The organism is Lentibacillus halophilus (assembly GCF_039522485.1).
In the GTDB taxonomy this organism is placed as follows: domain Bacteria; phylum Bacillota; class Bacilli; order Bacillales; family Amphibacillaceae; genus Lentibacillus; species Lentibacillus halophilus.
In genome coordinates this window covers 1-25,555 of sequence record NZ_BAAADM010000016.1, presented here as the reverse complement: position 1 = coordinate 25,555, position 25,555 = coordinate 1, and the positions used below count along the sequence as shown (strand labels likewise).

Below are 25,555 nucleotides of genomic sequence, written 5' to 3'. Positions count from 1 at the left end.
AATCTTGTTTGAACAGACCATAGAAGGACTGAAATCAATCATTTCAGAAAAACAAATAACAACAGATAAAAAGGAATTATATGATGCATCCGCTGACCGATATAAAAAATATGCAAAAACAAAATCTGTTTTGGATGTTCCAAGTCCTTTAGCCATTGTTTATCCTACTACAACGGAAGAGGTAAGATCCATCCTGATTTTCTGTAATGACAATGAAATCAATGTCATTCCAAGAAGCGGAAAGACAGCAACGGAAGGTGGATTGGAAAACTGGAAGCAGAAAACGATTGTTGTTGATAGTTCCAGAATGAAAAATATTATAAACATTGATACTTACAATATGGAAGTTACCGTACAATCTGGTGTGAAATTACAAACGCTGGAAGATGAACTTCGCAACTTGGGGTATACAACAGGACACTCCCCACAATCCAAACCGGTAGCACAAGTAGGAGGCTTAGTTGCCACAAGAAGCATTGGTCAGTTTTCTACACTATATGGCGGAATAGAAGATATGGTGGTTGGCCTTGAGTGTGTATTTCCAGAAGGAGATATTTCTAAAATCAAGAATGTTCCAAGACGAGCAGGCGGTCCCGATATTCGCCACATTGCCATTGGTAACGAGGGATCCCTTTGCTATATTACAGAGGTAACTCTGAAAATATTTAAATTTTACCCGGAAAACAACACCTTTCACGGCTACTTATTGGAAAATATGGAATCAGGCATTAAAATGCTTCGGGAAGTCATAGTCAATGGGTTTAATCCATCTGTTGCCAGATTATATTCCGAAGAAGATGCCAGAAAACATTTCAGTCACTTTTATAAAGGTAAATGTGTGCTGATTTTTATGGCGGAAGGACCAGCGGGAATTGTCAAAGCCACCAATGAAGCGATTCATCGGGCCGTGGACAAGTTTAGCGAAACCGGTGTGGAAAAAGTTGATCCTTCTCTAATAGAATCTTGGTTCTATAATTTAAACTGGGAACAAAGCCAAATTGACGAAGAAATCAATGACATGATGGTTAATGATAAACATGATGGATTTACAACGGAAATCTCTGCTAATTGGGAGAACATCATCACCATTTACAATAATGTTATAGAACGAATCAAAAATGAATTTAACAAAGCCGATGATTTAACGATGCTCGGAGGACATTCATCTCACAGTTATCTTAACGGAACCAATATGTATTTTGTATACAACTATACGATTAATTGCGCACCGGAAGATGAACTGATTACATATCATCATCCTATCCATGCAATTATTATTGAAGAAACACTGAAAATGGGCGGATCCATGTGTCACCACCATGGAATAGGAAAATACCGTTCTGAATGGACTAAGGAGGAGCACGGGTCAGCCTATTATATGCTGCAGAAATTAAAAGAAGCTTATGATCCAAACGGCATCATGAACCACGGAACAATTTTCCCCCAAGAAGCTGAAATTAAAAGATACATTGGGGACTAAGAAGGTGTATAGATGAGCAAACGATATGTAATGGGTATCGATAATGGAACCCAAAGTACAAAAGTCGTCATATTTGATTTAAAAGGAAATGAAATTGCCTATGGTTCCTGCCCTTTGAAGGAAACTGTGTCTCCTGAACCCGGTGTTGTCCTCCATCCGGATGACGATCTATGGGACAGTGTATATAATAGTATAAAAAGATGTTTGGAAAATTTTCAAGAAGATCCCAAATTAATTGAAGGTATTGGTTTATGTACAATTCGAAGCTGTCGGATTTTGTTAAATAAAGATGGATCGCTCGCTTACCCAGCAATAAACTGGGCGGATGATAGACTATCCGAACCTTATAAGCATGAAGATGATCGTGTAAAATATGTAACTACCACATCTGGTTATTTAGCATTTAAATTAACTGGTCAGATGATTGATACAGCGGGAAATTATGAAGTGAACTGGCCACTGGATTTAGAATCATTGGATTGGTCGGATGATGATCAGATAATAGCCGACCATGGCTTAACAAGAGACATGCTATTTCATCTGGTAAAACCAGGGGAAAAGCTCGGTGTTATTCGTAATCAACTAGCACAAGATTTCGGGTTAGATAAGCAAACACCCATTATTGCTACGTCCAATGACAAAGCTGTTGAAGTGCTTGGTTCTGGAATAAAAAAAGATAATACCATTATGATTTCGCTCGGAACTTTTATTTCGGCCATGCTGCTTAGAGATAATTATTACGAAAACGCTAAAAATTTTTTTCCGACATTGGCAGCGGTACCGTTTAAATATGTATATGAATCAAATGGGATCAGACGAGGAATGTGGACAGTTAGCTGGTTTAAAAAACTGATTGGAGAAGAGTCGGTATCAGAAGGGCTTGATGTAGGTTTATCGAAAGAAGCATCCTTGAACGCTAAAGCCGAGCAAATACCGGCGGGTAGTGAAGGATTAATCACTATACTGGATTGGCTTCCTGAATCTGATAAACCATACCGAAAAGGTTTAATGATTGGTTTCGATCAAAGACATTCAAGATATCATATCTATCGATCCATTTTGGAAGCAATTGCATTTAACATAAAAAACAATATTGATTTAATGCTGAAAGAGATGAATACAGATATAAATGAAGTCGTTGCTATAGGTGGTGGCTCTAAAAGCGATTTGATGATGCAAATTTTATCGGACCTGTTCGGGTTGCCTGTGCATAGGCGTTCAGCAAGCAGTAGCGCTTCCTTGGGAGCAGCTATCAGTGTATATAAATATTTAAATGTTTATCAGAGTTATCCGGAAGCAATCAGTAACACTGTAAAAACAGATTATACATTTTACCCCAATTCAGAAAACAATGTCTTTTATAATGAAATAAATGATACAGTCGTAAAACGTATTCGTCAGTATACAGACGAGGTTCTAAAACTAACTCACCCTGTTTTTGGTTAATATGAAAATGATTATAGAAGATACCGATATCCCCACTGGTAACGCATTTATTCCAGACGATGGGGATGACCAATACTTTTTGGCAAATGCTATACAAAAAGTATTGGTTATTTTTTGTGAAAAATTATAGTTATACAAAAGAAATGTTAGTTTAAAGACATTCGTTATTGTCCTTTAATTAAAATTGGTTAAGATGTGGGAAATGATAAGAAAGGTGGCGGGAGCTAATGTTAAAACTAAATACGGATCATCTAACAAAGTTGGAACAAGAAATGCATATGAAATTATCAAAGGCCAGTGCCTCAAGTGCTAAATTGAGAATAACTGAAGCTGCTAATATGTGTAACACGTCCCCATCTAAAGTCTCGAAGTTTGTGCGAAAACTGGGGTTCCAAACGTTTAAGCAGTATAAACTTTATTTTAGCGGGCAGAAAGTTGATGTTCAAGAGAAAAAAACATCGACTGAGCTGGAGCGTTTAATGGAATTCCTAAAAAATTTCGATCCGGAAGTAGTAGACGGTTTTTTATCGATTATCAAGCGGTATAACAAAATAATTATTTATGGATTGGGACCTTCCTTTATCAGTGCTGAATATTTTGGTTATAAGCTTGCCACGGTAACTGATAAAAATATCACGGTTACACAACACGAGGACTATGCAGAACGCTTGGCAAATGAAGGAACTCTCCTGCTGGTTTTTTCCGTAACCGGTAAATTTGTTTCTTTTGATACTTTATTTCAAAGAACCAAAGCTACTGGCGCAGATTCAATGTTGATCTTGGAAGAGTACGATAATAAACGTCATTTCCTAGCTGATTATATATTTCATTTATCCAAATTTAAACAAAGTGATGACTTACGTTCATTTGAGAAAACAAGAACTGTATTTTTTATTTTTATAGAAGAAGTAATAGCAAAACTAAGACAGTAAGAATATATACTATACCCCGAGGTGGGGTTACTTTACCACGTGTTTTTCTAAAACCAAGTGCCTGGCACATACACAATTCTGAAATGTGTATGTGCCAGGCACTGATTTTTTGCATAGTATCACGTCAGTTTGAAGATAGTAAAGAAGTAAGCGGTTTAGTAATAATATTGTTCCATTAATGTTGTATAAGTCTTTGCGTATGCCTTTCTCAAACACTCTTTCAGCAAAACATGAACCAAAACCAATTGATCTGACACACATACGCTAACACATTTTTAATAAGGAGGTATGAATCGTGTCTTTGCATGAAACAGTCATCGCAAGTGCCATTCGAACACCAACCGGAACAATGATGGGCAGCCTGTCGAATATTTCCGCACCCGAGCTGGGAGCTATTGTGACTCGCGAAGCACTGATCCAAAAAAATTTAGATCCTCATGAGGTGGATGAAGTCATCTTAGGAAATGTCTTGCAGGCAGGCTTAGGACAAAATCCAGCACGCCAGGCATCCATGAAAGCTGACCTACCGGTAACTGTACCATCCATGACGATCAATCAAGTTTGTGGTTCCGGTCTTAAGGCAGTCCAGATTGCCGCCCAGTCAATCATGCTTGGAGAAAATGACGTCGTTATTGCCGGTGGTATGGAAAATATGAGCCAAGCTCCTTATTTATTAAAAGGAGCTCGTAGCGGTTACCGCATGGGAGATAAAACCGTTATTGATAGTATGGTTCACGATGGCCTGTGGGATGTGTTCAATGATTATCACATGGGCGTAACAGCCGAAAATATTAATGAACGTTATCAATTGACAAGAGAATCTCTCGATGATTTTGCGGAAAGAAGCCAGAAAAGAGCGGCTGCAGCTGCAGAACAAGGTCGTTTTAAGGACGAAATTGTTCCGGTTTCCGTCCCCCAACGCAAAGGCGAGCCGAAAGTTATTGAACAAGATGAAGGGATACGGCCAGACACGTCTAAAGAGGGATTGGCAAAGCTACGGCCGGCTTTTAAAAAAGATGGAAAAGTAACCGCCGGTAATGCATCAGGGATTAACGATGGGGCGGCCGCCCTTGTCTTAATGAGTCGTGAAAAAGCGAATGAGCTGGATATCCAACCATTGGCAACCATTCGCAGTAATGTCGTTGCTGGTGTTGATCCAAGTGTGATGGGTCTGGGTCCCATTCCAGCGACCCAAAAAGCGCTTAAAAAAGCCGGGCTAACGGTAGAGGATATCGGTTTGATTGAAGCTAACGAAGCTTTTGCAGCCCAGTCTCTGGCAGTACAACAAGATTTAATGTTCGATGATGACATTTTAAATGTTAACGGTGGTGCCATTGCACTGGGACATCCGGTTGGCGCAAGCGGGGCTCGTATTCTTGTTACGCTGTTACATGAAATGGAAAAGCGAAACGAGCAGTATGGTTTAGCGACACTTTGCGTTGGTGGCGGACAAGGTGTTGCGACCATTATTGAACGTCAACAATAGTCATTATTATTTGGTAAGGATGTGATGAGTTGAAACCTGTTATATCATCTTTTGATGAAGCCATCCAAGATATTGGCGATGGAGCAACGATTTTTGTCGGCGGATTCGGACTAGTTGGCATTCCGGAGAATTTGATTCTTGCTTTAAAACGTGCCAACGTTAAAGACTTAACGATTGTCTCTAATAATTGTGGTATTGATGATTGGGGACTGGGGTTGCTGCTTGAAAACATGCAAATTAAAAAAATGGTCGGTTCTTATGTGGGAGAAAATAAAGAATTTGAACGGCAAGTGTTGTCGGGAGAACTGGAAGCGGAACTCATTCCCCAGGGCACCCTTGCAGAACGCATCCGTGCCGGTGGTGCAGGTATCCCCGCCTTTTATACGCCAGCCGGTGTGGGTACGCCCATTGCTGAAGAACGCGAGGTCCGTACGTTTGATGGCAAGGACTATTTACTTGAAAAAAGTATGACGGCTGACTTTAGCCTTGTACGTGCTGCCAAAGGCGACAAGATGGGGAATTTAATTTATAACAAAACGGCACGTAACTTTAACCCAATCATGGCAGCGGCAGGACGTGTCACGATTGCTGAGGTGGAGGGCATCTTTGAGTCCGGAGATCTAGATCCCGATCAGATTCACACGCCAGGCATTTATGTTCAGCGCCTGATTCAAGGCAAACAAGAAAAACGGATCGAGAAATTAACGACAAGAAAGGAGGCCTAATGATGACATCAGACAAAGCGATGCAAAGAGAGAAAATCGCCAAAAGGGCCGAAAAAGAGATCTCCGACGACTCATATGTCAATCTTGGCATTGGTATGCCAACGTTGGTGGCGAATTTTATACCGGAGAACAAAACGGTTGTCCTTCAATCAGAGAATGGGTTGCTTGGCACGGGGCCTTTTCCCACAGAGGAAGAAGTGGATCCTGATTTAATCAATGCCGGCAAGGAAACCGTGACAACAGTAAAAGGTGCTTCCTATTTTGACAATGCGGAATCCTTTGCAATGATTCGTGGGCAACATATTGATGTTGCGATCCTTGGCGGAATGGAGATCTCTGAAAACGGGGATTTGGCAAACTGGATGATTCCAGGTAAAGTTGTCAAAGGCATGGGTGGCGCGATGGATATCGTTCATGGCGCAAAACGTGTCATTGTCATAATGGACCATGTAAACAAAAATGAGGAGCCCAAGATTTTGAAAGCGTGTAAATTACCGTTGACAGGCGCAGGTGTCGTTAACCGAATCATAACAGATCGCGCTGTGATTGATATTACTCCCGAAGGACTCAAGCTGATCCAAGTGGCCCAAGGCTATACATTAGAGGATATTCAAGCGACGACAGAACCGGATTTGATCATGGAGGAAAATGTAGAATTGAATGCTTTTTAATTAAGTGCCAGGCACGAACACAATTCAGAATTGTGTGCGTGCCTGGCACTTTTTTTTGATTTATTGGAAAAAATTTTATACAATTTTCACTAGTGTTGTTCAATATAATAGACCGATGGTGGAAATTCAGGGGTTTTGGGTGAGAGAATCAAACAGATTGGTTAAATGGGGGATGAAATGGGGTATAAAGGAAGAATTACGGGTATAGCATTTGTAGCAATCATACTTTTTACTATAAGAACAGTAGTAAAATCGCATTTTGGTGCAGCACCCCATCCAATTCCGTTGCCTGCGATCATTCCGATCATCATTGGATGGTATCTTGGAAAAGAATACGATAAATCAGTGTATAGAGCAAACAGAGATTCTTTAACGGGCTTATTTAACCGGCGTTACGTATTTGAAAAAATACATAAGACCATTTTAAAGACTAAAAAAAGAAACAATACGTTAGCAATCATTCTTTTGGATATTAATAATTTTAAGCAAATTAATGACAGCTTTGGGCATGAAACTGGAGATCTGATTTTAAAAAGTATATCTAAACTTTTGGCAAATAGCTTTACCTCCAAAGATATTGTTTCAAGATGGGGAGGTGATGAGTTCCTGATCATTTCTTCATTTGCTGATCAAAATGACTTAAATCAAAAGATCGCTCATTTTGAAAACGCATTGAAAAACCAGGATTGGGAATATCAAAGCCTGTCTGTTTCAATAGGAAAGGCTATCTCTTCCTCAGGAGCCGATGAATTTGAGAGTTTGATCTCCAAAGCGGACGCTAACATGTATGAAGTAAAGACGAAGTGCCAGGCACATACACAATTCTGAATTGTGTACGTGCCTGGCACTTATTTAATATCCATTTTCCGTTCTTTTCGCCATCTTGTTATTAAAATGGCCACTCCAAGAACTAACAAGCCTGCGTAAGTTCCGATTGTCATATACATGGGATAAGCAATGCCAAACAGATTTGAAACCAGGTACTCGGATATCAGTAAAATTAAAACGACTGCGATCGGGACCTGTGCACCAATTAGTGAGATATATTGATTGACAGCTCTTGATAAAAACATCGCTATGGCCGCTGCGACGAATGCTAGCAAGTATACAGCCATGATTGTCAAATAAATATACTGCAAAAACGACATATCCAGCCAATGAATGGTATGAGCATCAAAGGAGCGCAGACTTGATTGCAAAAAGGCTTGTGGGTCATTGCCGGCGTATAGAAGCAAAAACACACCGATATATACGCTGGTAATCACGAAAGCCGTTAACATCGATGCGATAACTTTTTTCTTAAACAGCTTGCGACCAATATGGGTAGTATACTGCAAGTGAAGCGCATAATTTTGCTGATCGGTAATAAAAACCCTTCCGACAACAATCATCACAGTAAGAATAATAAGGATGGCAAACATCGTGATTAAGTTGTTATAATTTTCATAGACGAAATGGGGCAGTATAGCATTCAGCGATGATCCCTTCACAATGTCCTGCTTCCATGCCGAATTATGAATATGAGCCGTGTCTTTGAAAAAATCCTCTTTTTTTCTCTCATAAGATTCCATAATACTTTCTCTGGATTGTAATTCCCAAAAGACATCAATGCCTTTATCGAACATGATATCATTGTGTAATTCATTCAACTTTTCTTTCCCGTCAGCCATACTTTTGAATTGTTCATAAGTCGTTACGCCTGCCTCCACAAAGTCATCCCTGGACTGCAAATAATCGCCGGCCTTGTCCACCTCTTTTTGATAAGTTTCTTTAAAGTCCTGAAACTCTTTCTCATTCATTTCCGTGCCATATTGATCGATCATTTGTTTCGTAACCTTAAACGTATCCCCTTTTGGCCGACCATTAGGAAAATGATCAAAATCAAAACTCAAAAAAAGCTCAAAAAATAGTACACTAATCAGTAATACTAAGCTAATTATTTTCCAATCTAGTAGTTTTCTTATTTCATACCAAATGATTCTCATAGTCTCTCCCCTTACTGCAGTTGTTGTCGGTGAAATCGATAAATGCTATAACTAACGCCAAGCCCTAATAAAAATACCCATACACTTATTGTTACTATTTCATAATTAGCGTAGATCGTGAACGGGCCATTTCCCATCAACCACAAGTGCGGATTTAGAATAAATGCAAACGGGTTGTAATATAACCAAAAAACCAACTGACTGCTCATCGGTGCAAAACTGGGAAGTAATATCCCTAATCCCAGCAAAATCACAAAAGCAAAAAATACCAAATACGTGTTCTTCAAAAACACAGATAACATAAAAGAGATGCCCATGAATAGAAGCTGGCTAACCATCATTAAGAGAACAAAAATAGCCACGTATTCTATAAAGGATAAGTTCCACCATGATATATATGGCAGTGGCATTTCCGCGTTAAAGTAACTGCTTATGGGCACATTCCAGAGACCTGAGTAATCATAGGTAAGAAAAAAAGCGCTAAGTGTCACACCTATTAATGCGAACATGACAACACCATTTGCTATCGTTGCCGCTATCAGTTTATCTATAATTAGCTTCCGGCCTCTTCTGGCTGTATAGGTGACAAGAGCCGTTCGATGTTCAAACTCGTAATTTGTTACAGCGGCGGTTATAAGTACGACCAAAATCATGAGTTCAAATATTAATGCCATTCCAATATATCTAAAAAGAAAAGAATGCATCTCATATAAACTTCCTTTAAAAAATAGATTTTTATGCTCCCCATTATCAATGAGCTCATCCAGGCGTCCGTCTAATGTTTGATATTGATCCCGAACCTCATCAGCAGCACTGCCAGTAAATCCGTGCATTTTTATTATTGACTCCGCACTGCTGTCCAGATCTATGTTTTTATAAAAATCATCAATATTTTGAGCCGTTCGGTGATACTGCTCAATAACACCATATTTAAGTAGTTTTTGTTTTTCACTATCGCTTAGCGTATTCTCACGACGAACCGTATCATCCGACAGTAATTCGGAGGGGTGTTTATAAGTCTTATCATCACCCGGAGCGATTTTGTTAACCCATTTAACTTTTTCTTGATAATCGTTACCAAATTGTTTCATCATATCTTCATTTATCTCATAACCATACGTTTCAACGAGATTGGTCAGTACAGATAAGTCCTTCTTCAGGTGGGTATTGCTCATCACAATAACAACATTTAGTGCTGCAAAAAATATGATAAGCAACGGAATAGTTGGTGTTTTTGTCAGCTTTAATAACTCTTGTTTCCGTATCATGACACACGACCCGCCAGCGTCTGATCATCTTCATAAACATACAGGAATACATCCTCTAAGGTCGGTGTCACGCTTGTCCATTTTTCATCTGCCTGATCATTTGTAATAAAACGAATCGTCATGTGTTCCTGGTCTTGTCTCTCCGATATAATCTGGTAGTTGTCACGGAATCGCTCAACATCTGAAAAAGGCACCTCTGTCTCAAATATAGATCCAGCTAACGTATTGTTAATATTGGACACCGTATCGTTATATAAAATCGTATTGTTCTTCATCATGACGATTTCGTTGGCAATCGACTCAACATCCGAAACAATATGGGTGGAAAGAATAATAATCCGGTCGTGTGACAAGTGTGTTAATAATTTACGGAAACGTGCCCGTTCTTTCGGGTCTAATCCTGCCGTTGGTTCATCGAGAATCAGTATTTTCGGATCGTTTAACATCGCCTGCGCAATTCCGACACGCTGAATCATTCCACCGGAAAACTTTTTCATTTTTTTTCGTGTCACTTCTTCCAAACCAACCGTCCTTAATAGTTCTTGAATTCTTTTATCGGCCTCTTTCTTGTTCAGCCCTTTTAATGCCGCTAAATACATCAGGTATTTTTCCGGTGTATAGTTTTTATAGTAGCCGAACTCTTGAGGAAGGTAGCCGAGTATATCTCTATATTCTTCGTCAAGTGACGTAATCTCGGCTCCGTTGTATAAAATCTCACCCTTCGTCGGAAATAAAAGTGTGACAAGCATTTTAATTAACGTGGTTTTCCCAGCCCCATTGGGTGCTAATAAACCATAGACACCATGATTGAATTCCAGGTTTATATTCTCCAGAGCCGTAAAATTTCCAAACTTTTTGGTTACATCATTCAAAACCAACACTTAAATCAATCCCTTCATTTTTTTGACAAGTAACATTTCCTTTAAATTTTTGACATAAAGAATGATCGAAACAATAGCCATAACACCATACACATAAAACGGAATTTGTTGTAAGACGTTCATATATAGGTTTGTGTTATAATAGGAAGCCAGCAAATTACTCGACAACCAAATCGTTAATAGAATGATTTTAGAAGCCCGAGTTTTTGTATGCAGCTGCACATACAGAAAAATCAACGCGAACAAAAATAGCGATGAACTTGATAACAAGAACGCATAAAGAAAATTTAAATCGTGTTGAAAATTTAGTGCATATATAAACAGACCATTTATTATCATACTAACCACACTAAAGGCGAGCATACGAAAGGCTGCTAACTGGTGAAGGTTATACTTACACGTCATTTCCACTTCATACGTTGTCTTTTTTTTCTGATTCAGAAAGAACAAATACGCCATCAGCAGATACGTGACCGGAGACCAAATGAATATAATGGTATATAAGTTGACATTTTGCGTATCCATGTAATCCATACTGCTTAATATGAATGCCAAAACAATCACAATTGATATAAGTAATGTGAAAAGTATTTCCGCAAAGTCTTTAAACATGAATCTAAACCCAACCTGTTTATACATATTAGCAAGATAGGACCAAAACGATGCTTTAGGATCTAAGCCATTCGTGATAATCGTTGAAATTTCTCGTTGCTTTGAGCTTTCGTTCAAAAATGGTATATCTCGCGCATTATGCTTCATCCTCATTCTCCTTTAATAACTTTTTCAGTTTACGTATTGTTGCATAACATTTCGTCTTGACCGTTGATTCAGGAAGAGCCAGACTGACCGCTATCTCAGGAAATGTGTACTCTGCATATGCTTTCAATCGTACAATCTGTTGGAGTTCCCGGTCGAACTGCGAGAGCACTTCTAGAACTCTTTCAACGTCATCCTTTGTTTCTACATCCAGCGTGAATTCAGCCGTTCCGGGAACAGCTTTTTCGTCAATGGATTCCGTGTTTTTGTTTTGTTTATAGTATTTTGATCGATAATGATCAATCAGCCTTGAATTAGCAATTTTATACAACCACGTGCGAAATGATGCCCTGCCATCAAAGCCTTGAATCGTTCTTAGCATACTGATGAAAATTTCTTGCGTAATGTCTTTGGTGAGCTCCTGGTCTAACGTTTGTTTATACACAAACCCAAATATTTCATTGTAATATGTCTGAATAAGTTTATTTGCAGCTTGCTCATCTGCTTTTTTCTTTATTGCCTTTATCCACTTTGTTTCTTGTGCCATTCCTGTCGTTCACATCCATTCACTCGCTCCATCCTGTTTTTCTACTATTATAGTCGTAATGGAACGATGATTAGTTTTCTTATTTTAAAATAAATTATATATTGGGGACAGTACCCGGATAGTAGTGACAACTTTTTAAATGTGTGTGTGAACATAATGTCTTCTGACCCTATTTGCGTTATATTATGAATAGATACGGATAACAATGGAGGGTAAACTCATGGAAACAGGCGAAAATGAAAAAGCACAGCGATTGCAGGGAATGCTGGAAGAAGCCTTAACCTCGGTAACTAAAAAATTAGATGTATTGGAACAGGAGATAGGTTTCGTCCGAAAAGAACAAAAAGAGCTGAAAGAAATGTTAGAACGTAGAAAGGAATAGTGATTCTGGGGACTGTCCCCAGAATCAATGGGGATTCACAGATTATTGCTGATATAGGATTTCTTTTTTATCGTGCTTCGTAAAAAGTTCCCAGTATGCTTCAGCAATCCAATCTGGGTCAAAAAATGTTCCTGATTTCACTGCGCCGCCTATGGTAACAGTACCGACATGAATGCCACAACAATTACTATTAAAGATTTATTCATTTTGATTATCTCCTTTTTAATTAAAAGCTTTTACCTCTTCCATTAATGCAAGAACAGGAGTCATTAACGAAACCCCTTTCTGTTACGGTATAATAAATAAATGAAAAATGGTGCTCCAATCCCAGCTGTAAAGACTCCAGCAGGGACATCCGATGGCAAAAAGGCCGTACGAGCTATGATATCAGCTCCCATCACTATCGACGATCCGATAAGCGCAGAACCAACTACTAAATTAGCAAACGATTTATGCAATATAATACGAGCGATATGAGGCGCGATTAATCCAACAAAAGCGATGCCGCCAGCAAAAGAAACAGCAGCGCCAGCTAATGTAACACTCAAGGCAAGTAATAGAAAGCGGAAGAATTGAACTCGAACGCCCATACCGATCGCTATATCGTCTCCTAATTGCTTGACATTCACAATTTCTGTAAAAAAGAATGAGAAAAAGATCAAGGTAAGGATGATTGGAAGGAGAATAGTTACTTCCTGCCAATTGGAACCATATAAGCTTCCGGTTAACCATAGATATACTTTAGAAGCAACGGCAGACTCACTCGATACCATAAACATGGTTACTATGGCATTGGTCAATGCAGAAATACCAATGCCAATGAGAATTAATCGCATGGGGGTCACCCCATTTGACCATGATAATAAATAGATAATGGCTGATGTAACTGCTGCTCCAATAATCGAAGCTAGGGGAAGCCAATTGACACTCATTTCACCCAGTAAAAAAACCATAAACAAAACCGCACCTACAGAAGCCCCTCCTGTTACCCCTATAATGTCCGGAGAACCTAAGGGATTACGAATTACCCCCTGCAAGATTAACCCGGAAACCCCAAGTCCTGCACCCACAAGGAAGCCCATTATGACACGAGGCATTCGGAGTTCATTAAGTATAAAAGTATGATCACTTTCACTAATGAGTTCTTGAAAAACCGCTCCCACAGGAATATAACTGCTTCCTGCTGAAAGGCTTATGATAAAGACAACTACTGTAAGCAACAATAAGCAAATCAAAATAAACAACGACTTTTTATGAAATTTCATCGAAAATTTGTCATTTTTGCTTCTGATTGTGTAGAAATCACCCACTTTTCTTCACCCCTTTTCTAGCTATATAAATGAAAAATGGCGTTCCGAAAAGAGCCGTCATAACTCCTATGGGCATTTCTTGAGGAGCAATGATGAGTCGTGCTGCGATATCAGCACATAACAACAAAGTAGCCCCGAATATACCACTGATCGGTAAAATCCATTGATAATTTGGTCCTATGATTCCTTTAACAATGTGAGGGACAACCAGGCCAATAAATCCGATAGATCCTGCTACAGCTACCGATCCTCCAGCTAAAAACACAATAATGATTCCGATTACCAATTTAACCAAACCGGTGTTTAGACCAAGATTTTTAGCCACATCGTCACCAAACATAAGAATGTTCAGTGGCTTTCCAACCAATAACGAAAGAATAATTGCTCCTAAGATAAAAGGAAGAACCGGTAGAAGAAGGTTTAATTCCCTGCCCGCCACAGAACCAGCCAGCCAAAACAAAACACTTTGTATACGTTGTTCATCCAAAACGAGCATCCCTTGCGTGAATGAGATAAAAAGCGCGCTGATCGCGGCACCCGCTAAGACAATGCGAATTGGAGACAAGCCATCTTCCCCCATTGAACCTAGTAAATATACGATCACCCCCGCAACTCCAGCTCCTATGAAACCAATCCACATATACCCGCTTAAGGATTCTACTGAAAAGAAGGTAGCTGACGCAACGATAAAGAATAGTGCTCCTGCATTCACCCCAAAGATATCAGGTGCTGCTAAAGGGTTACGCGTCAATGCTTGCATCAGAGCTCCGGCAATCGATAGACTTGTTCCTATGGTAATAGCAATTAATGTTCGGGTTAAGCGCGACGTACGAATAATGACCTGATTTGTGTCAGAGGGGTCATAATGGAAGAAGGCGTCCCAAACTGTAGAGAGAGGTATGGAGGTTTTTCCTAATGATATGCTTAAAAAAGATGCCGTTACAAATAAAAGCAATAGGACAAAAAGCGTCATCCACCTTATATGTCGATTGGTTATAGATTTAATCATTACTTTTCTCCCCAAAGAAACAAAGATAGGAGAAATCCTCCTATCTTTCGTCATTTATTTTTCTAAATCAAACCTGTCATACAAATCATCAAGCATTAAGTTAGCGGCTCGAATTCCACCGGCCATGTTCCATGTAACTTCATCGACCATATGAACTTCATCATTTTTCACAGCGTCCAGGTTCTGCCAAAGAGGGTGGTTTGTCCATTCTTTATAATTATCTTTAATCGCTGGGTCGTCACTCATGAAAACATAGAAAACATCAGCGTTCATTTCATTAATACTTTCTTTATCGGTTAGCTTCATACCCCATTTATCTGATTGTTGATTCTCTGGTCTAGTGAATCCAGCTTCTCTAAGAACCGTTCCTGCAAAACTATCAAAATAAATACGGGCATGATCACTTCGGAAATTCAAGATAGAAACATTTACCGGCCAGTCATCTCCTAACTTTTCAGCAGCTTTTTTATTAAAATCTTTAATCCGCTCATCCCAATTGGTCAGGATTTCATCTGATTTATCTTGCTTATTCAACGTTTTTCCCATTAATTTAACTGTTTCCTTATATGCATAGACTTGATCAATGGCTACAGTAGGAGCAATTTTATTTAGTTTTTCATAGATTTCCTCATGACGAAGTTTCGATGCAAAAATAACATCCGGTTCTAACTTGGAAATCTCCTCTAAATTCGGTTGGGTCTCTTCCCCCACTAATTTCGTTCCCTCTAAATCATCTCTAAGATACTTATAAATAGGTTTCTCTACCCAGGACTCAACAATTCCTACTGGCTCCACACCAAATGCAGTAGCTGTATCCGTTGCTCCTTGATAAAGCGTTACAACATTTTCAGGGGTTCCCTCGATAGTTGTGGTCCCCATAGCGTGCTCAATTTCCCGCTCTTTTGAATTATCGCTTGAAGACTTCTCACCTTCCTTAGATGAAGCATTTTCTGAAGAATCTCCTTCCGATCCACAAGCTGCAAGCACTGCAACCATAATTAAAACAAATAAAAGTAGTCCCCATTTTTTATGTAGTTGGTTATTTAGCATATATACTCTCCTTTTTCGATAATGATAATCATTTTCATTAAATATTATACTATTACATATAATGTAATATGTCAACGATGCATTTAGAAATTTTCATTTGTCTAACAGCGGAATTATAAAAAAAGTTCCTCAAAATTTCTTGAACTAATGAGAAACTCTCTAGAAGACTGGTGAAAAACTACTGTTTTCATCCATCAAAGATGCGAATGTTTCTTGGACCCCCTTAAAAATAAGGGAAATAAAGTGATTGCTATGGTGTCTTTCATCTCGTTTTTTCGTTTCAGCGCATGCTGAAACGCCGGTCCTGGGCCTTCTACCTTTGAACCGGCTTAACTTCTTAAGATTTTGAACGATGGCGGTACAGAGTGCTTGTTCCTGCATGCAGTCCAGCCCTCTGCTTTTGGCACGATCCAGCCCGTGCACTGTCTTGGCTTCGGCGAATCCATGCTCACATTGGACACGCTGGTTCTGAATAAATGGGCGGGAGCGCCGTCCCAAGAAGTGTCTGGTTCAAAATGGTAATGAAAGCACCGGATAGTAATACAACAAAAAGCGGAACATATTGTTTCCAATCAAACGTTTCTGTATTTGCCATGACGTATCTGCCTTCTTTCAAAAAATAATTACTTATTAAGTACCATTACTTAATCGCATCCGATAATGAGGAACAAAATAATAAATAAAAAGAAAAACACACCCAAAAATCTTTCGTTGAGTGGTGTGTGTTCCTTTTATTGGGCATATTCCCCCTTTAAATCAACCGATTTATCTCGTTATAAATAATTAATTTAAAATGGCCGCTCATAATATAAAGTTGATTTCATTTTTATGTAGAAAACCCCTTTTAATTATCATATCCAAAAGGGGTTCTCTTCGCAAATTATATTTACTTTTACTAGGTATCAAACGTATTTATAAAGCTTACTTACGTAATTGTATTTCGATATTGATTTTTACCTCGTCACCTACTACAACACCGCCTGCTTCAAGTGCCGCGTTCCATGTTAAACCAAAATCTTCACGGTTTATCTTTGTACTGCCTGAAAATCCAGCAGCTTCATCTCCAGTCATGGGATCTTTGGCCACACCTTCAAATGTAATATCAAATGTGACTGGTTTTGTTGTGCCTCTAATTGTAAAATCACCAGTTACATCATAGTGATCTTCAGACTTCTTCTCAATGTTTGTTGCTTTAAATGTTATGGTTGGATAATTCTCCGCATCGAAAAAGTCAGCTGAGCGTAAATGATCATCCCTATCCGACATGCGTGTGTCAACACTACTTACATCAATTTTAAGATCAATGGATGCATCTGTTAAGTCTTGTGGATCTGCTTCGACAGTACCTTCAAAATCGTTAAATGTTCCTTTTACGTTCGAAATCATCATATGTCTTACCGCAAATCCTATTGTACTGTGTACCTTGTCAACGTTCCATATTGCTTGTGTCATGTCAATCTCCTCCAATAATATTTAATTTCTATTCTTTATCCAATTCTTTTTACTATTCGTTAAAAACGATCAATTTTCCACCAGACACTCTGCGACATGTACGCATTTTTTTCAATTAAATAGATCAACATAATGAGAAGTAAGGTTTTTCACGTAAATAGTCTCCCTAGCTACCATTTAATTCAACCAGTTTTTTGCTTCCAGGGCGACTTCCTGTGTCAAGTTGTGTCCGTTAACCCAGGCCGTTGCAACGTCTGCACCTCGTTCTTTAAAAAGATTGATGACCCGCGTGCTTTCAGATTCTGGTACGATCGGATCACCTTTGCCAAGTGACAAGAATACGTCCACATCGCTGAAGTCCTGTTTTTCTGACACATCTGCCGGATACAGTGGCGCGAATAAAGCTGCTTTTTTGAACGTATCAGGGTTTTGGAGAATCATTTGTATGGCGATGTTAGAGCCGTTTGAAAATCCGACAAGAACTGCATCTTCAAGCCGAAAATCATATTCTTTTGATTTTTCCACGATAAATTCATAAAGTTCATTACCACGGAATTCAAAATCCTTCCAGTCGTACTGACCTTCTCCGTGACGTTTGAAGTATCTATTCATACCATTTTCCTGTACATTTCCTCTGATGCCTAAAACGTTATACTCCGGATTAAGCAATTCAGCAAGAGAGACCAAGTCTGTTTCTGTACCACCTGTGCCGTGGAGAAGTATAAATAACGGGGCTCCCTTTTTCTTTTCCTTGTAAATGTGTTCCATTAATGTTCACTCCAATTCTTATGATTCAGGTCGTTCTACTGTAAATATCTTGAATACAGACCCATGGAAACCAAGTATGTCATTATTATCTGCAAATGTTTCGCCCTCGACAATTGCGATCTCGAGTCCATGAACATCATCGAATTCAAGTGTGTTTTCACCAAAAAGCTGAGTCATTTCAACTTGGAGGTTTTGAGCCGTTAGACGTTTTTTCCAGTAGTCCAGACTGCCTTTTGGTACTCTGAAGGCAATCCTTCCGACCTGACCGCTGCCTTTCCTTCCATAATTATTGTTTGACCACGGGAAGAAGGTGATGACTGTCCCCAGTGTGACATTATGATTTAACAAGGTACAGGTGATAGACACCCGGGTCATCAAAGTTCACCGTCTGTTTAATCAAACGAAGTCCTAAAACATCTCTATAAAATCTCAGGTTTTCATTAGGATCACCTACAATAGCTGAGATATGATGGATTATTTTAATTTCTTCCATTTAATCTTCCCCTTTTCCTCTATTAAGAACGTTTGGTATCGAATGGACGGATCTGCGCCTCAATATATTCACGTTTCGGCTCGAGTAATGGTGGCAGTGCAAGACTTTCACCCAATGTTTCATATGGTTCATCATCCATAAAACCTGGACCGTCTGTTGAGAGCTCAATGAGAATATCACCGACACGTGTATAGAGTGCTTCGAAGTAGAAGCGATCTACATTACCGGAATGTCCCATACCAATTTCATTGTATTTCGCTTCCCATTGTTTAATAGTCTCGTGATCTTTCACTCTAAACGATACATGGTGAACCTGTCCGTAGCCCTGACGGCTTGGCGTTGTGTCATCATTTCTCAGAATGACCTGTCCGCCGTTGCCACCTTCGCCTACATCCAATAGTGTCATGTTCTCTTCTTCAAGAATTGGTTTCATACCATAAACATCAGAGAGCACTTTTTTGAAATCTTCGAAATAACTTACCGTAATTTCAACCGGTCCCAACCCATAAATGGCTTTTTCTACAGGTACCGGTCCATTTTTCCAGGGTTTTCCTGGCGCCACGCCTTCATTGTTTTCATCAGAGAACAGTTGATATTTCTGACCGTCTGATTCTTCAAATGGCAGCACGCTTTTACCAAAAATCTCCTGAATGCCCTCATTCTTCACACCAAACTCCTTGAATCGTTCCAAGTAATAGTCAAGCGCTGCGTCGTCAGGTACTCTTAGTCCTGTTCTGGAAATCGAGTTCGTTCCCGGTGCTCCTTTCGGAATGTTCGGGAAGTCGAAGAATGTCATGTCCGTCCCCGGTGAACCGACATCATCCGCAAAAAATGTATGATATGTGTGAATATCATCCTGGTTTACCGTTTTCTTAACTAACCTCATTCCGAGTACCTCTGTGAAAAACTCATAGTTTCTCACTGCATCATCCGTCATGGCCGTAACATGGTGAATTCCTAGTAGTCCATCTGTCATTAATAAACTCCTTTGTATTTGCCTTCTATAACTCCTCATTTAATACTAATTCATATACTATTAATTCGAGATATTTAATTAAAAAAACTACATGCTTTGTGCATGAAAACCTAATTTTTTCAACTGTTCAATTAGTTCTTCTTTTTCTTTCATATCTAATCCACTTAAAATTTCTTTTAAAGCTTTTTTATGATCAGGAAAGACTTGATTCATCAATTCTGTTCCATCAGTTGTTATTGAAGCATATGTTACACGTCGATCTTTCGGACAAGGCTTTCTCTTTATTAAGTCTTTTTTCTCTAATTTATCTACAACATAAGTAATACTACTACTTGCAATTAATATTTTTTCACCAATTTTTTGTATCGGTTGATCGCCTTTACTGTAGACTAATTCTAAAACAGCAAACTCTGTTGGGTTTAGTCCTAAATATTTTATATCTTCTTCCACACGTTCTTTAATGGATTGTAATGTACGAGTTAAAACCACAAATGTCTTCAACGACAAATTTTCTTCGTATTCTTCTTGATTTTTGTTATTCATGATTTTCTCCTTTATCTCGAAATCGAGATATTTTAATTATATAGTATTGCCTTTCATGTGTCAACCTGCAGATGACATACAGTGATTTCTAGGAGGGTGATCTTAGTGGCAAATTTTTTTAGGATAATAAATGCGATCGTTAAAGAGCTATGATAAACGAAACATTTTTCCCCCATAACTGTAAATCAAGTATCATTTCCGGTAATGAGCCATTAGAAGCCCCTCCTAATTAAAATCAATACAGCATAAGGCTTTTTTATTTTGTATTCCAAAATGAAAAACGGCTTCCCCTATGCTCATCCGTAATTATATTGGGATTAATCTCATGTGTCTTTTCAAGGACGAGTAAATAATTCATATTTATCGCTCTGATTATTTTATATAAAGCTAGGAATGTGATAACAGCTAAAATAAAAATATACACCTGAATTATTCACAGAAAAGCTTTGATTAATGGTCTAACCTCTTGAATGCCAAGGTTTCCAGCAATATTGAGTATGCACCAAAAAAATGAAAAAAGAACCCGGTTTCTGTTATAGTTAAAGTAGCCAACCAAACCAACAGTAAGGGGTTCCATAATCAATACCAAGCCATGGCTGCTTGACGTTCAACTCTCCCTTTAACACTCGCCCCTTTAATTGATACAGTTAAGTCATTTTGGAAATTTAGTTTCTGCTACATCATCCCCATCCCCGGTGGCCATGATTACATGTGTATATTCACTAAGCAATTGTGCATATGTTTTATTTGAGTTGAAATAAATAGGTGACTTTGTTTGTTGTTCCAGTTGGGACTCAAACAAATTCTGTACTCTGCCGCGAATGTTGGAAAAACCAAGATGCCCTTCAATAACTGCTTTTTCATTTTTTGAATAAAGTTTCAATTTCTGTATAGCTGATGTAGGTTTAAGATAAATGCCATATTCAACTGCCAAATGCGCAATACCATCCTCAACCGGACGATTTAGGATATCAAGCATAATCTCTCCATTAACAAATCTGTCCCCGGTTTGGTCTCTTTTCTCAAAAATAGTTGGTGTGATGCCGTTCTTTTCAAGGGTTATTGCACAGACTAAACCAGACAGTCCAGCGCCCATAATTACCACGTTCATTGCGCATATACCTCCCGACAAGTTTTGGTACAATCTAAGTATTCCCTTGAAGCTGCAATCCATGTAAAGAAATATGAAGAGTGAATTATGGCAACAAAACATGACCCGGACTTTGGATGATCACTTCCATTCCAAACCAAATTTATTCCGCGAATGCGCCCGCTAACAAAATAAAAAGGTAGAATACTATCTCTTTTGGTTGGGTGAACCTGGTGGCTGGTAAAAAGGTGGTACTTTTTTGGTTCCGGCAAAACAATTAACGTATCGGAAGAAATTGATGCTGCGATATAAAATCTGGTCCAGATGCCGGCTGCATTTGGACCAGTTCAGTCAATTCAGTTATTTTATTCCAGTAATCCTTCACCCAGTAGAAATTCTTCAGCAACATCGTTGGGATCGCGGTCTTCATAATCAACCTCATAGTTCATCTCTCTCATTTGTTCATCGGTAATTTTACCGCTGAGCTGGTTTAGAATATCTTCTAATTCAGGATATTTTTCCAAAGTTTCTTCTCGCATTAATGGTGCGCCCTGATAAGGTGGGAACAGGTTCTCTGGATCATCCAGTGATACCAGTCCAAGTTTAACCATATAACTGTCAGTTGCATAAGCATCGATTATCTGTACTTCATCGCGATCGATAGCCTTCTGTCTCAGGCCCGGATCCATGGTTTGAATATCGAGATCGAGGTTATACAATTCTTTCATGCCCTGGTAACCATCTTGCCGATCTTTAAATTCCAGAGTGAAACCAGCTGTTACCTCGTCTTCCACTTTTTTTAGATCCCCAATGGTTTCAAGCCCATTTTCTTCGGCATAATCATTTTTGACAGATACCGTATACGTGTTGTTAAATGCCATGGGTTTTAAATATTCCATCTGAAATTGTTTTTTCATACCTTCACGAGCCTGCTCGTACACTTCTGACTCATCATTACTGTCGGCTTCTTCCTCCATAAACGTAACGATGGCAGTTCCTGTGAATTCAGGGTAAATATCAATGCTTCCACTTTCCAGTGCATCGAACACAAATGCTGTTTTTCCGAGTCCTGGTTCAAGCTTGACATTGATATCTGTTTCATCCTCAATTAATAATTGATACATATTGATCAGTATCTCGGGTTCTGCACCCTGTTTGGCCCCGATGATCAGTTCTTCCTGTTTACCATCTTGAATCACAAAGGGCGCCACCAAAACAAGTACCACTGCCACAATCATAACAATGAGAGATTTTAAACCCGATCGTCTGGAAAAATACTCAAATAATCTTAAAATATAATCCAGAGCGATGGCCAAAAGAGCAGCCGGAATTGCTCCGAGTAAAATTAAGTTGATCTCTGCACCCCTATCAATTCCAAGCAGAATAAGTTTACCAAGTCCGCCCGCTCCGATTAAAGCAGCAATCGTTGTAGTCCCCACTATGAGGACCATAGACGTGCGGATGCCGGCCATAATGGTTGGCATAGCGATGGGAAGTTCTATTTTGGTTAATTGCTTAAATGAAGACATCCCCATTCCTGTCGCTGCTTCTTTTAAAGGTCCAGGAACCTCTATGACACCTGTATAGGTGTTACGCATTATGGGCAGGAGGCCATATAACGTAAGAGCTATAACGGCGGGAATTTTGCCAATCCCAAAAAAAGGAATGAGAAACGCGAGAACGGCCAAACTTGGTATGGTCTGCAACACCGCTGACGTTCCGATAATCGGTTCAGCAATTCTGTTATGACGGGTCAGCCACAAAGCAATGGGCACAGCGATGAGGATTGCGATGGCCAACGAGATGAGAGAGATCTGCAGATGTTCCCAAATCGCCTCCCAAAACACATCTTTGCGATTTTGGAAAGTTGTAATAATATTATTCAAGGTGTTTCACCCCATCCCCTTTGTCGGCATGCTTCTGCAAAAATCTGACAATATTTCGATTGGACAGGGTACCGATAAGCTGATTATCTCTGACAATGGGAACAAGATCATAGGGACTTGTTTCAACGATATAAGATGCCTGATTAAGCGTCATGTCGTTGGGCAGGACATCGCTCTCAACAATCTGTCCGTCTTTGAGCAGATATTGAAAATAATTTGAATCATCCACAACAACCCATATGCCATTTTTGTATCTATTTTTTGTATTCAGGTCACTGGCTCGTACAACATATTCAAAGGAAGTATCGGCAATGACATCCACTGCACTTTGCCAAGGTGATTTTCGTGAGCCGATGAAATGATCGGCAAAATCATTGATCGGATGTGTGACGAGGTTTTGAGGTTGATCAATTTGAACAATACCGCCTTCTTTCATCAGACATACGCGATCACCAAGGGCCAGTGCCTCGTCGATATCGTGTGTGACAAATACAATCGTTTTATTGATTTTTGTCTGCAGCTGCAAAATGTCTTTCTGCAATTGTTCCCGACTGATCGGATCAAGTGCACTGAAAGGTTCATCCATTAAAATGATGTCGGGGTCAGCAGCCAAAGCCCTGATAACACCTATACGCTGTTGCTCTCCGCCGGAAAGTTCATCAGGCATTTTCTTGGCATAAGTATCAGGGTCCAATCCAACCATGTCTAGAAGTTCTTTTGATCGTTTGGTAATGTCTGAAGCTTTCCATTTTTTCATTTCCGGTACCACCGCGATATTTTCCATCACGTTGAGGTGGGGGAAAAGTGCAATTTCCTGAAGGACATAGCCGATGTTCCAACGCAATTCATGCACATTAAATGTTTTGACCTTTTTTTCTTCTATGTATATATCCCCATCTGTCGGTTCAATTAGACGGTTAATCATTTTCATTGTTGTTGTTTTTCCGCAGCCACTAGGGCCGATCAACGTCAGCATCTCTCCTTTATTTACTTTAAAGGATATGTTGCGGACGGCTTCTGTGCCATCAGAAAATGTCTTGGATACATTTTTGAATTCAATCATGAGACACATCCTTTTATAAATAATAGTATTTGACACTGTTGTTTTTCCTGAAAAAAGGTATGAATAAACCTTAAACTATATCCCTATGTTATTTTTAAATATGAGGTTGGGCTATGATAGACTTCTTGTCCCATTTTTAATGTTGTATAGTTTGGGACAGTTCCTCCGTCCTTGTTTCCCACTTGCTTCCGACTCGCTTCCGCTGCATAAGTACGACCACAATAACTAAACCTACCCCCATCCAATCAGAAATAACTTCTGGATACATCATCAGAAAACCGACAGTAATCAATAGCATGCGCTCAAATAGATTGGATTTGACGGCAAACCAACCAATCCAACCGGATGCTAGCAGAATGACTCCTATGAGTGCAGTAGTAATTGAAACAATGATCTGCTCGATCGGGCCATCCATTAATAACGAAGGCTTAAGCACAAACATAAATGGTATGATAAACCCAATTGAGCCAAGTCTGACAGCTTCAAGTCCGACACGAATTGGATTGGTTTCCGCAATATTAGCTGCAGCAAACGCAGCGACAGCGACTGGCGGTGTGATCGCTGAGAAAACCGAAAAATACACGATAAATAAATGGGCTGCCATAACAGGAACCCCTAATTCAATTAAGGAAGGTGCTGCCAGCATAGCGGTTAAAATATACGCAGCAGCTACAGGCATTCCCGTTCCAAGAATGATACAGAGCAGCATGATCAACAACAATGTTGGAAAGATCATACCTTCTGTAAATCCGAGCACAATACTCGTTAACTTCCCCCCAAGCCCCGTTGACATGATTCCTGCTATGACCAACCCCGATGCGGCACAGGCCGTGGTTACCGAGATGGAGGAATTGGAACCATTGATCATTGCTCCTGCGATTTCTTTCAGACCCATCCGTGTGTTTTTTCGAAGCCAGCTGATAAGGACAATCCAAAGGATACCATAGAAGCCGGCTCTCGATGCACTATAGCCAAGTAACAAAAATGTGATAAGAACAATTAAGGGCAGAAAATAATGCCCCCATAACGCATAGCTTATACCGATAAGTGCGATTAAGACAATAGAAAAGCCAATCGTTCTCCGGGCCGCTTCCAAACTTAAAAGCACAAATACCAATCCGAAAACGATGTCCAGATTCGTTAGTGGATCCATAATCGGTATGCGAATGGCGATTCGTTCGGCATGAAATGTGAAATGGCTCCCAGCAGCAAGTGCAAGTATTATAGCAGCAAAATCACCAATGGAAGCCCATTTTCCTGCCTGTTTGGAAAAGCGATATGTCATAAAAGACCGGTGAAAAACTATATTTTCTATCCATCGAAGATGTAATCAAAGACACGAATTTTTCTCGGATT

At 39.4% G+C, this 25,555-nt stretch carries 25 protein-coding genes and 2 pseudogenes; 8 read left to right on the top strand and 19 right to left on the bottom strand.

Features of this window, described 5'->3' with window-relative positions; translation table 11 throughout:
* Positions 1 to 4 precede the first annotated feature (4 nt).
* The 7 genes from ABDZ72_RS03875 to ABDZ72_RS03845 all read left to right on the top strand — a co-directional run bounded on the left by ABDZ72_RS03875 (position 5) and on the right by ABDZ72_RS03845 (position 7,568).
* On the top strand, positions 5 to 1,480 hold the full coding sequence (locus ABDZ72_RS03875; protein ID WP_343751288.1) for an FAD-binding oxidoreductase: 1,476 nt from the start codon (positions 5 to 7) through the stop codon (positions 1,478 to 1,480).
* Positions 1,481 to 1,492: 12 nt separating this feature from the next.
* The gene (locus tag ABDZ72_RS03870; protein WP_343751287.1) at positions 1,493 to 2,926 is read left to right on the top strand and encodes an FGGY-family carbohydrate kinase; all 1,434 of its coding nucleotides are present in this window, start codon (positions 1,493 to 1,495) and stop codon (positions 2,924 to 2,926) included.
* 227 nt (positions 2,927 to 3,153) lie between these two features.
* Positions 3,154 to 3,858 carry a MurR/RpiR family transcriptional regulator gene (locus tag ABDZ72_RS03865; protein WP_343751286.1) on the top strand — a complete coding sequence of 235 codons (705 nt, stop codon included), beginning with the start codon at positions 3,154 to 3,156 and terminating at the stop codon, positions 3,856 to 3,858.
* A gap of 295 nt (positions 3,859 to 4,153) precedes the next feature.
* Positions 4,154 to 5,344: an acetyl-CoA C-acetyltransferase gene (locus ABDZ72_RS03860; RefSeq protein ID WP_343751285.1), complete on the top strand. Its 1,191-nt coding sequence runs from the start codon at positions 4,154 to 4,156 to the stop codon at positions 5,342 to 5,344.
* A 29-nt stretch (positions 5,345 to 5,373) separates the two neighbouring features.
* Complete coding sequence (locus tag ABDZ72_RS03855) at positions 5,374 to 6,069, top strand: CoA transferase subunit A (RefSeq protein WP_343751284.1); 696 nt, start codon at positions 5,374 to 5,376, stop codon at positions 6,067 to 6,069.
* 2 nt (positions 6,070 to 6,071) lie between these two features.
* The gene (locus tag ABDZ72_RS03850; protein ID WP_343751282.1) at positions 6,072 to 6,740 is read left to right on the top strand and encodes a 3-oxoacid CoA-transferase subunit B; all 669 of its coding nucleotides are present in this window, start codon (positions 6,072 to 6,074) and stop codon (positions 6,738 to 6,740) included.
* A gap of 177 nt (positions 6,741 to 6,917) precedes the next feature.
* Entirely contained in the window at positions 6,918 to 7,568 is a 651-nt protein-coding gene (locus ABDZ72_RS03845) for a GGDEF domain-containing protein (protein WP_343751281.1), read from the top strand.
* A 20-nt stretch (positions 7,569 to 7,588) separates the two neighbouring features.
* On the opposite strand, the gene ABDZ72_RS03840 is transcribed toward ABDZ72_RS03845, so the two are convergent.
* The 5 genes from ABDZ72_RS03840 to ABDZ72_RS03820 are packed head-to-tail and all read right to left on the bottom strand — an operon-like array spanning position 7,589 to position 12,177.
* Positions 7,589 to 8,725 (bottom strand): hypothetical protein, encoded by a 1,137-nt coding sequence (locus ABDZ72_RS03840; RefSeq protein WP_343751280.1) that lies wholly within the window; start codon positions 8,723 to 8,725, stop codon positions 7,589 to 7,591.
* An 11-nt stretch (positions 8,726 to 8,736) separates the two neighbouring features.
* Positions 8,737 to 9,993 (bottom strand): hypothetical protein, encoded by a 1,257-nt coding sequence (locus tag ABDZ72_RS03835; RefSeq protein ID WP_343751279.1) that lies wholly within the window; start codon positions 9,991 to 9,993, stop codon positions 8,737 to 8,739.
* On the bottom strand, positions 9,990 to 10,874 hold the full coding sequence (locus ABDZ72_RS03830; protein WP_343751278.1) for an ABC transporter ATP-binding protein: 885 nt from the start codon (positions 10,872 to 10,874) through the stop codon (positions 9,990 to 9,992). Before ABDZ72_RS03830 ends, ABDZ72_RS03835 begins: the two co-directional genes overlap by 4 nt.
* Complete coding sequence (locus tag ABDZ72_RS03825; protein ID WP_343751277.1) at positions 10,875 to 11,633, bottom strand: hypothetical protein; 759 nt, start codon at positions 11,631 to 11,633, stop codon at positions 10,875 to 10,877.
* Positions 11,623 to 12,177, bottom strand: a complete 555-nt coding sequence (locus tag ABDZ72_RS03820) for an RNA polymerase sigma factor (RefSeq protein ID WP_343751276.1) — start codon at positions 12,175 to 12,177, stop codon at positions 11,623 to 11,625. The genes ABDZ72_RS03825 and ABDZ72_RS03820 overlap by 11 nt, the downstream gene beginning before the upstream one ends.
* A 220-nt stretch (positions 12,178 to 12,397) precedes the next feature.
* Here ABDZ72_RS03820 and ABDZ72_RS03815 point away from each other — a divergent pair, with 220 nt between their 5' ends.
* On the top strand, positions 12,398 to 12,559 hold the full coding sequence (locus tag ABDZ72_RS03815; protein ID WP_343751275.1) for a hypothetical protein: 162 nt from the start codon (positions 12,398 to 12,400) through the stop codon (positions 12,557 to 12,559).
* Between the two features lie 269 nt (positions 12,560 to 12,828).
* Here the strand turns inward: ABDZ72_RS03815 and ABDZ72_RS03810 are convergent, their stop codons facing one another.
* From ABDZ72_RS03810 to ABDZ72_RS03745, 14 genes and pseudogenes are all read right to left on the bottom strand, one after another.
* The gene (locus ABDZ72_RS03810; protein WP_343751273.1) at positions 12,829 to 13,869 is read right to left on the bottom strand and encodes a FecCD family ABC transporter permease; all 1,041 of its coding nucleotides are present in this window, start codon (positions 13,867 to 13,869) and stop codon (positions 12,829 to 12,831) included.
* A complete protein-coding gene (locus ABDZ72_RS03805; RefSeq protein ID WP_343751271.1) occupies positions 13,862 to 14,878 on the bottom strand; it encodes a FecCD family ABC transporter permease in 1,017 nt (338 codons plus the stop codon). The genes ABDZ72_RS03810 and ABDZ72_RS03805 overlap by 8 nt, the downstream gene beginning before the upstream one ends.
* Before the next feature lie 54 nt (positions 14,879 to 14,932).
* Positions 14,933 to 15,928, bottom strand: a complete 996-nt coding sequence (locus ABDZ72_RS03800) for an ABC transporter substrate-binding protein (protein WP_343751270.1) — start codon at positions 15,926 to 15,928, stop codon at positions 14,933 to 14,935.
* Positions 15,929 to 16,207: 279 nt separating this feature from the next.
* A pseudogene (locus tag ABDZ72_RS14400) lies at positions 16,208 to 16,402 on the bottom strand (transposase); the annotation flags it as partial.
* Complete coding sequence (locus tag ABDZ72_RS03790) at positions 16,377 to 16,523, bottom strand: hypothetical protein (protein WP_343751302.1); 147 nt, start codon at positions 16,521 to 16,523, stop codon at positions 16,377 to 16,379. The pseudogene ABDZ72_RS14400 and the gene ABDZ72_RS03790, both read right to left, overlap by 26 nt.
* A 326-nt stretch (positions 16,524 to 16,849) precedes the next feature.
* Entirely contained in the window at positions 16,850 to 17,380 is a 531-nt protein-coding gene (locus ABDZ72_RS03785; RefSeq protein WP_343751269.1) for a YceI family protein, read from the bottom strand.
* A 177-nt stretch (positions 17,381 to 17,557) separates the two neighbouring features.
* Positions 17,558 to 18,148: an alpha/beta hydrolase gene (locus tag ABDZ72_RS03780; RefSeq protein WP_343751268.1), complete on the bottom strand. Its 591-nt coding sequence runs from the start codon at positions 18,146 to 18,148 to the stop codon at positions 17,558 to 17,560.
* Positions 18,149 to 18,202: 54 nt separating this feature from the next.
* Positions 18,203 to 18,641 (bottom strand): annotated as a pseudogene (locus ABDZ72_RS03775) (VOC family protein); the annotation flags it as partial.
* Positions 18,642 to 18,663: 22 nt separating this feature from the next.
* Complete coding sequence (gene mhqE, locus ABDZ72_RS03770; RefSeq protein ID WP_343751266.1) at positions 18,664 to 19,617, bottom strand: ring-cleaving dioxygenase MhqE; 954 nt, start codon at positions 19,615 to 19,617, stop codon at positions 18,664 to 18,666.
* Between the two features lie 87 nt (positions 19,618 to 19,704).
* Positions 19,705 to 20,160: a MarR family winged helix-turn-helix transcriptional regulator gene (locus ABDZ72_RS03765; RefSeq protein ID WP_343751264.1), complete on the bottom strand. Its 456-nt coding sequence runs from the start codon at positions 20,158 to 20,160 to the stop codon at positions 19,705 to 19,707.
* 652 nt (positions 20,161 to 20,812) lie between these two features.
* A complete protein-coding gene (locus ABDZ72_RS03760) occupies positions 20,813 to 21,271 on the bottom strand; it encodes an NAD(P)-binding protein (RefSeq protein WP_343751262.1) in 459 nt (152 codons plus the stop codon).
* A 344-nt stretch (positions 21,272 to 21,615) separates the two neighbouring features.
* Positions 21,616 to 23,136 (bottom strand): ABC transporter permease/substrate-binding protein, encoded by a 1,521-nt coding sequence (locus tag ABDZ72_RS03755; RefSeq protein ID WP_343751261.1) that lies wholly within the window; start codon positions 23,134 to 23,136, stop codon positions 21,616 to 21,618.
* Entirely contained in the window at positions 23,129 to 24,199 is a 1,071-nt protein-coding gene (locus ABDZ72_RS03750; protein ID WP_343751260.1) for an ABC transporter ATP-binding protein, read from the bottom strand. Before ABDZ72_RS03750 ends, ABDZ72_RS03755 begins: the two co-directional genes overlap by 8 nt.
* 136 nt (positions 24,200 to 24,335) lie before the next feature.
* Positions 24,336 to 25,484, bottom strand: a complete 1,149-nt coding sequence (locus ABDZ72_RS03745; RefSeq protein WP_343751259.1) for a DUF3394 domain-containing protein — start codon at positions 25,482 to 25,484, stop codon at positions 24,336 to 24,338.
* Positions 25,485 to 25,555: the final 71 nt, after the last annotated feature.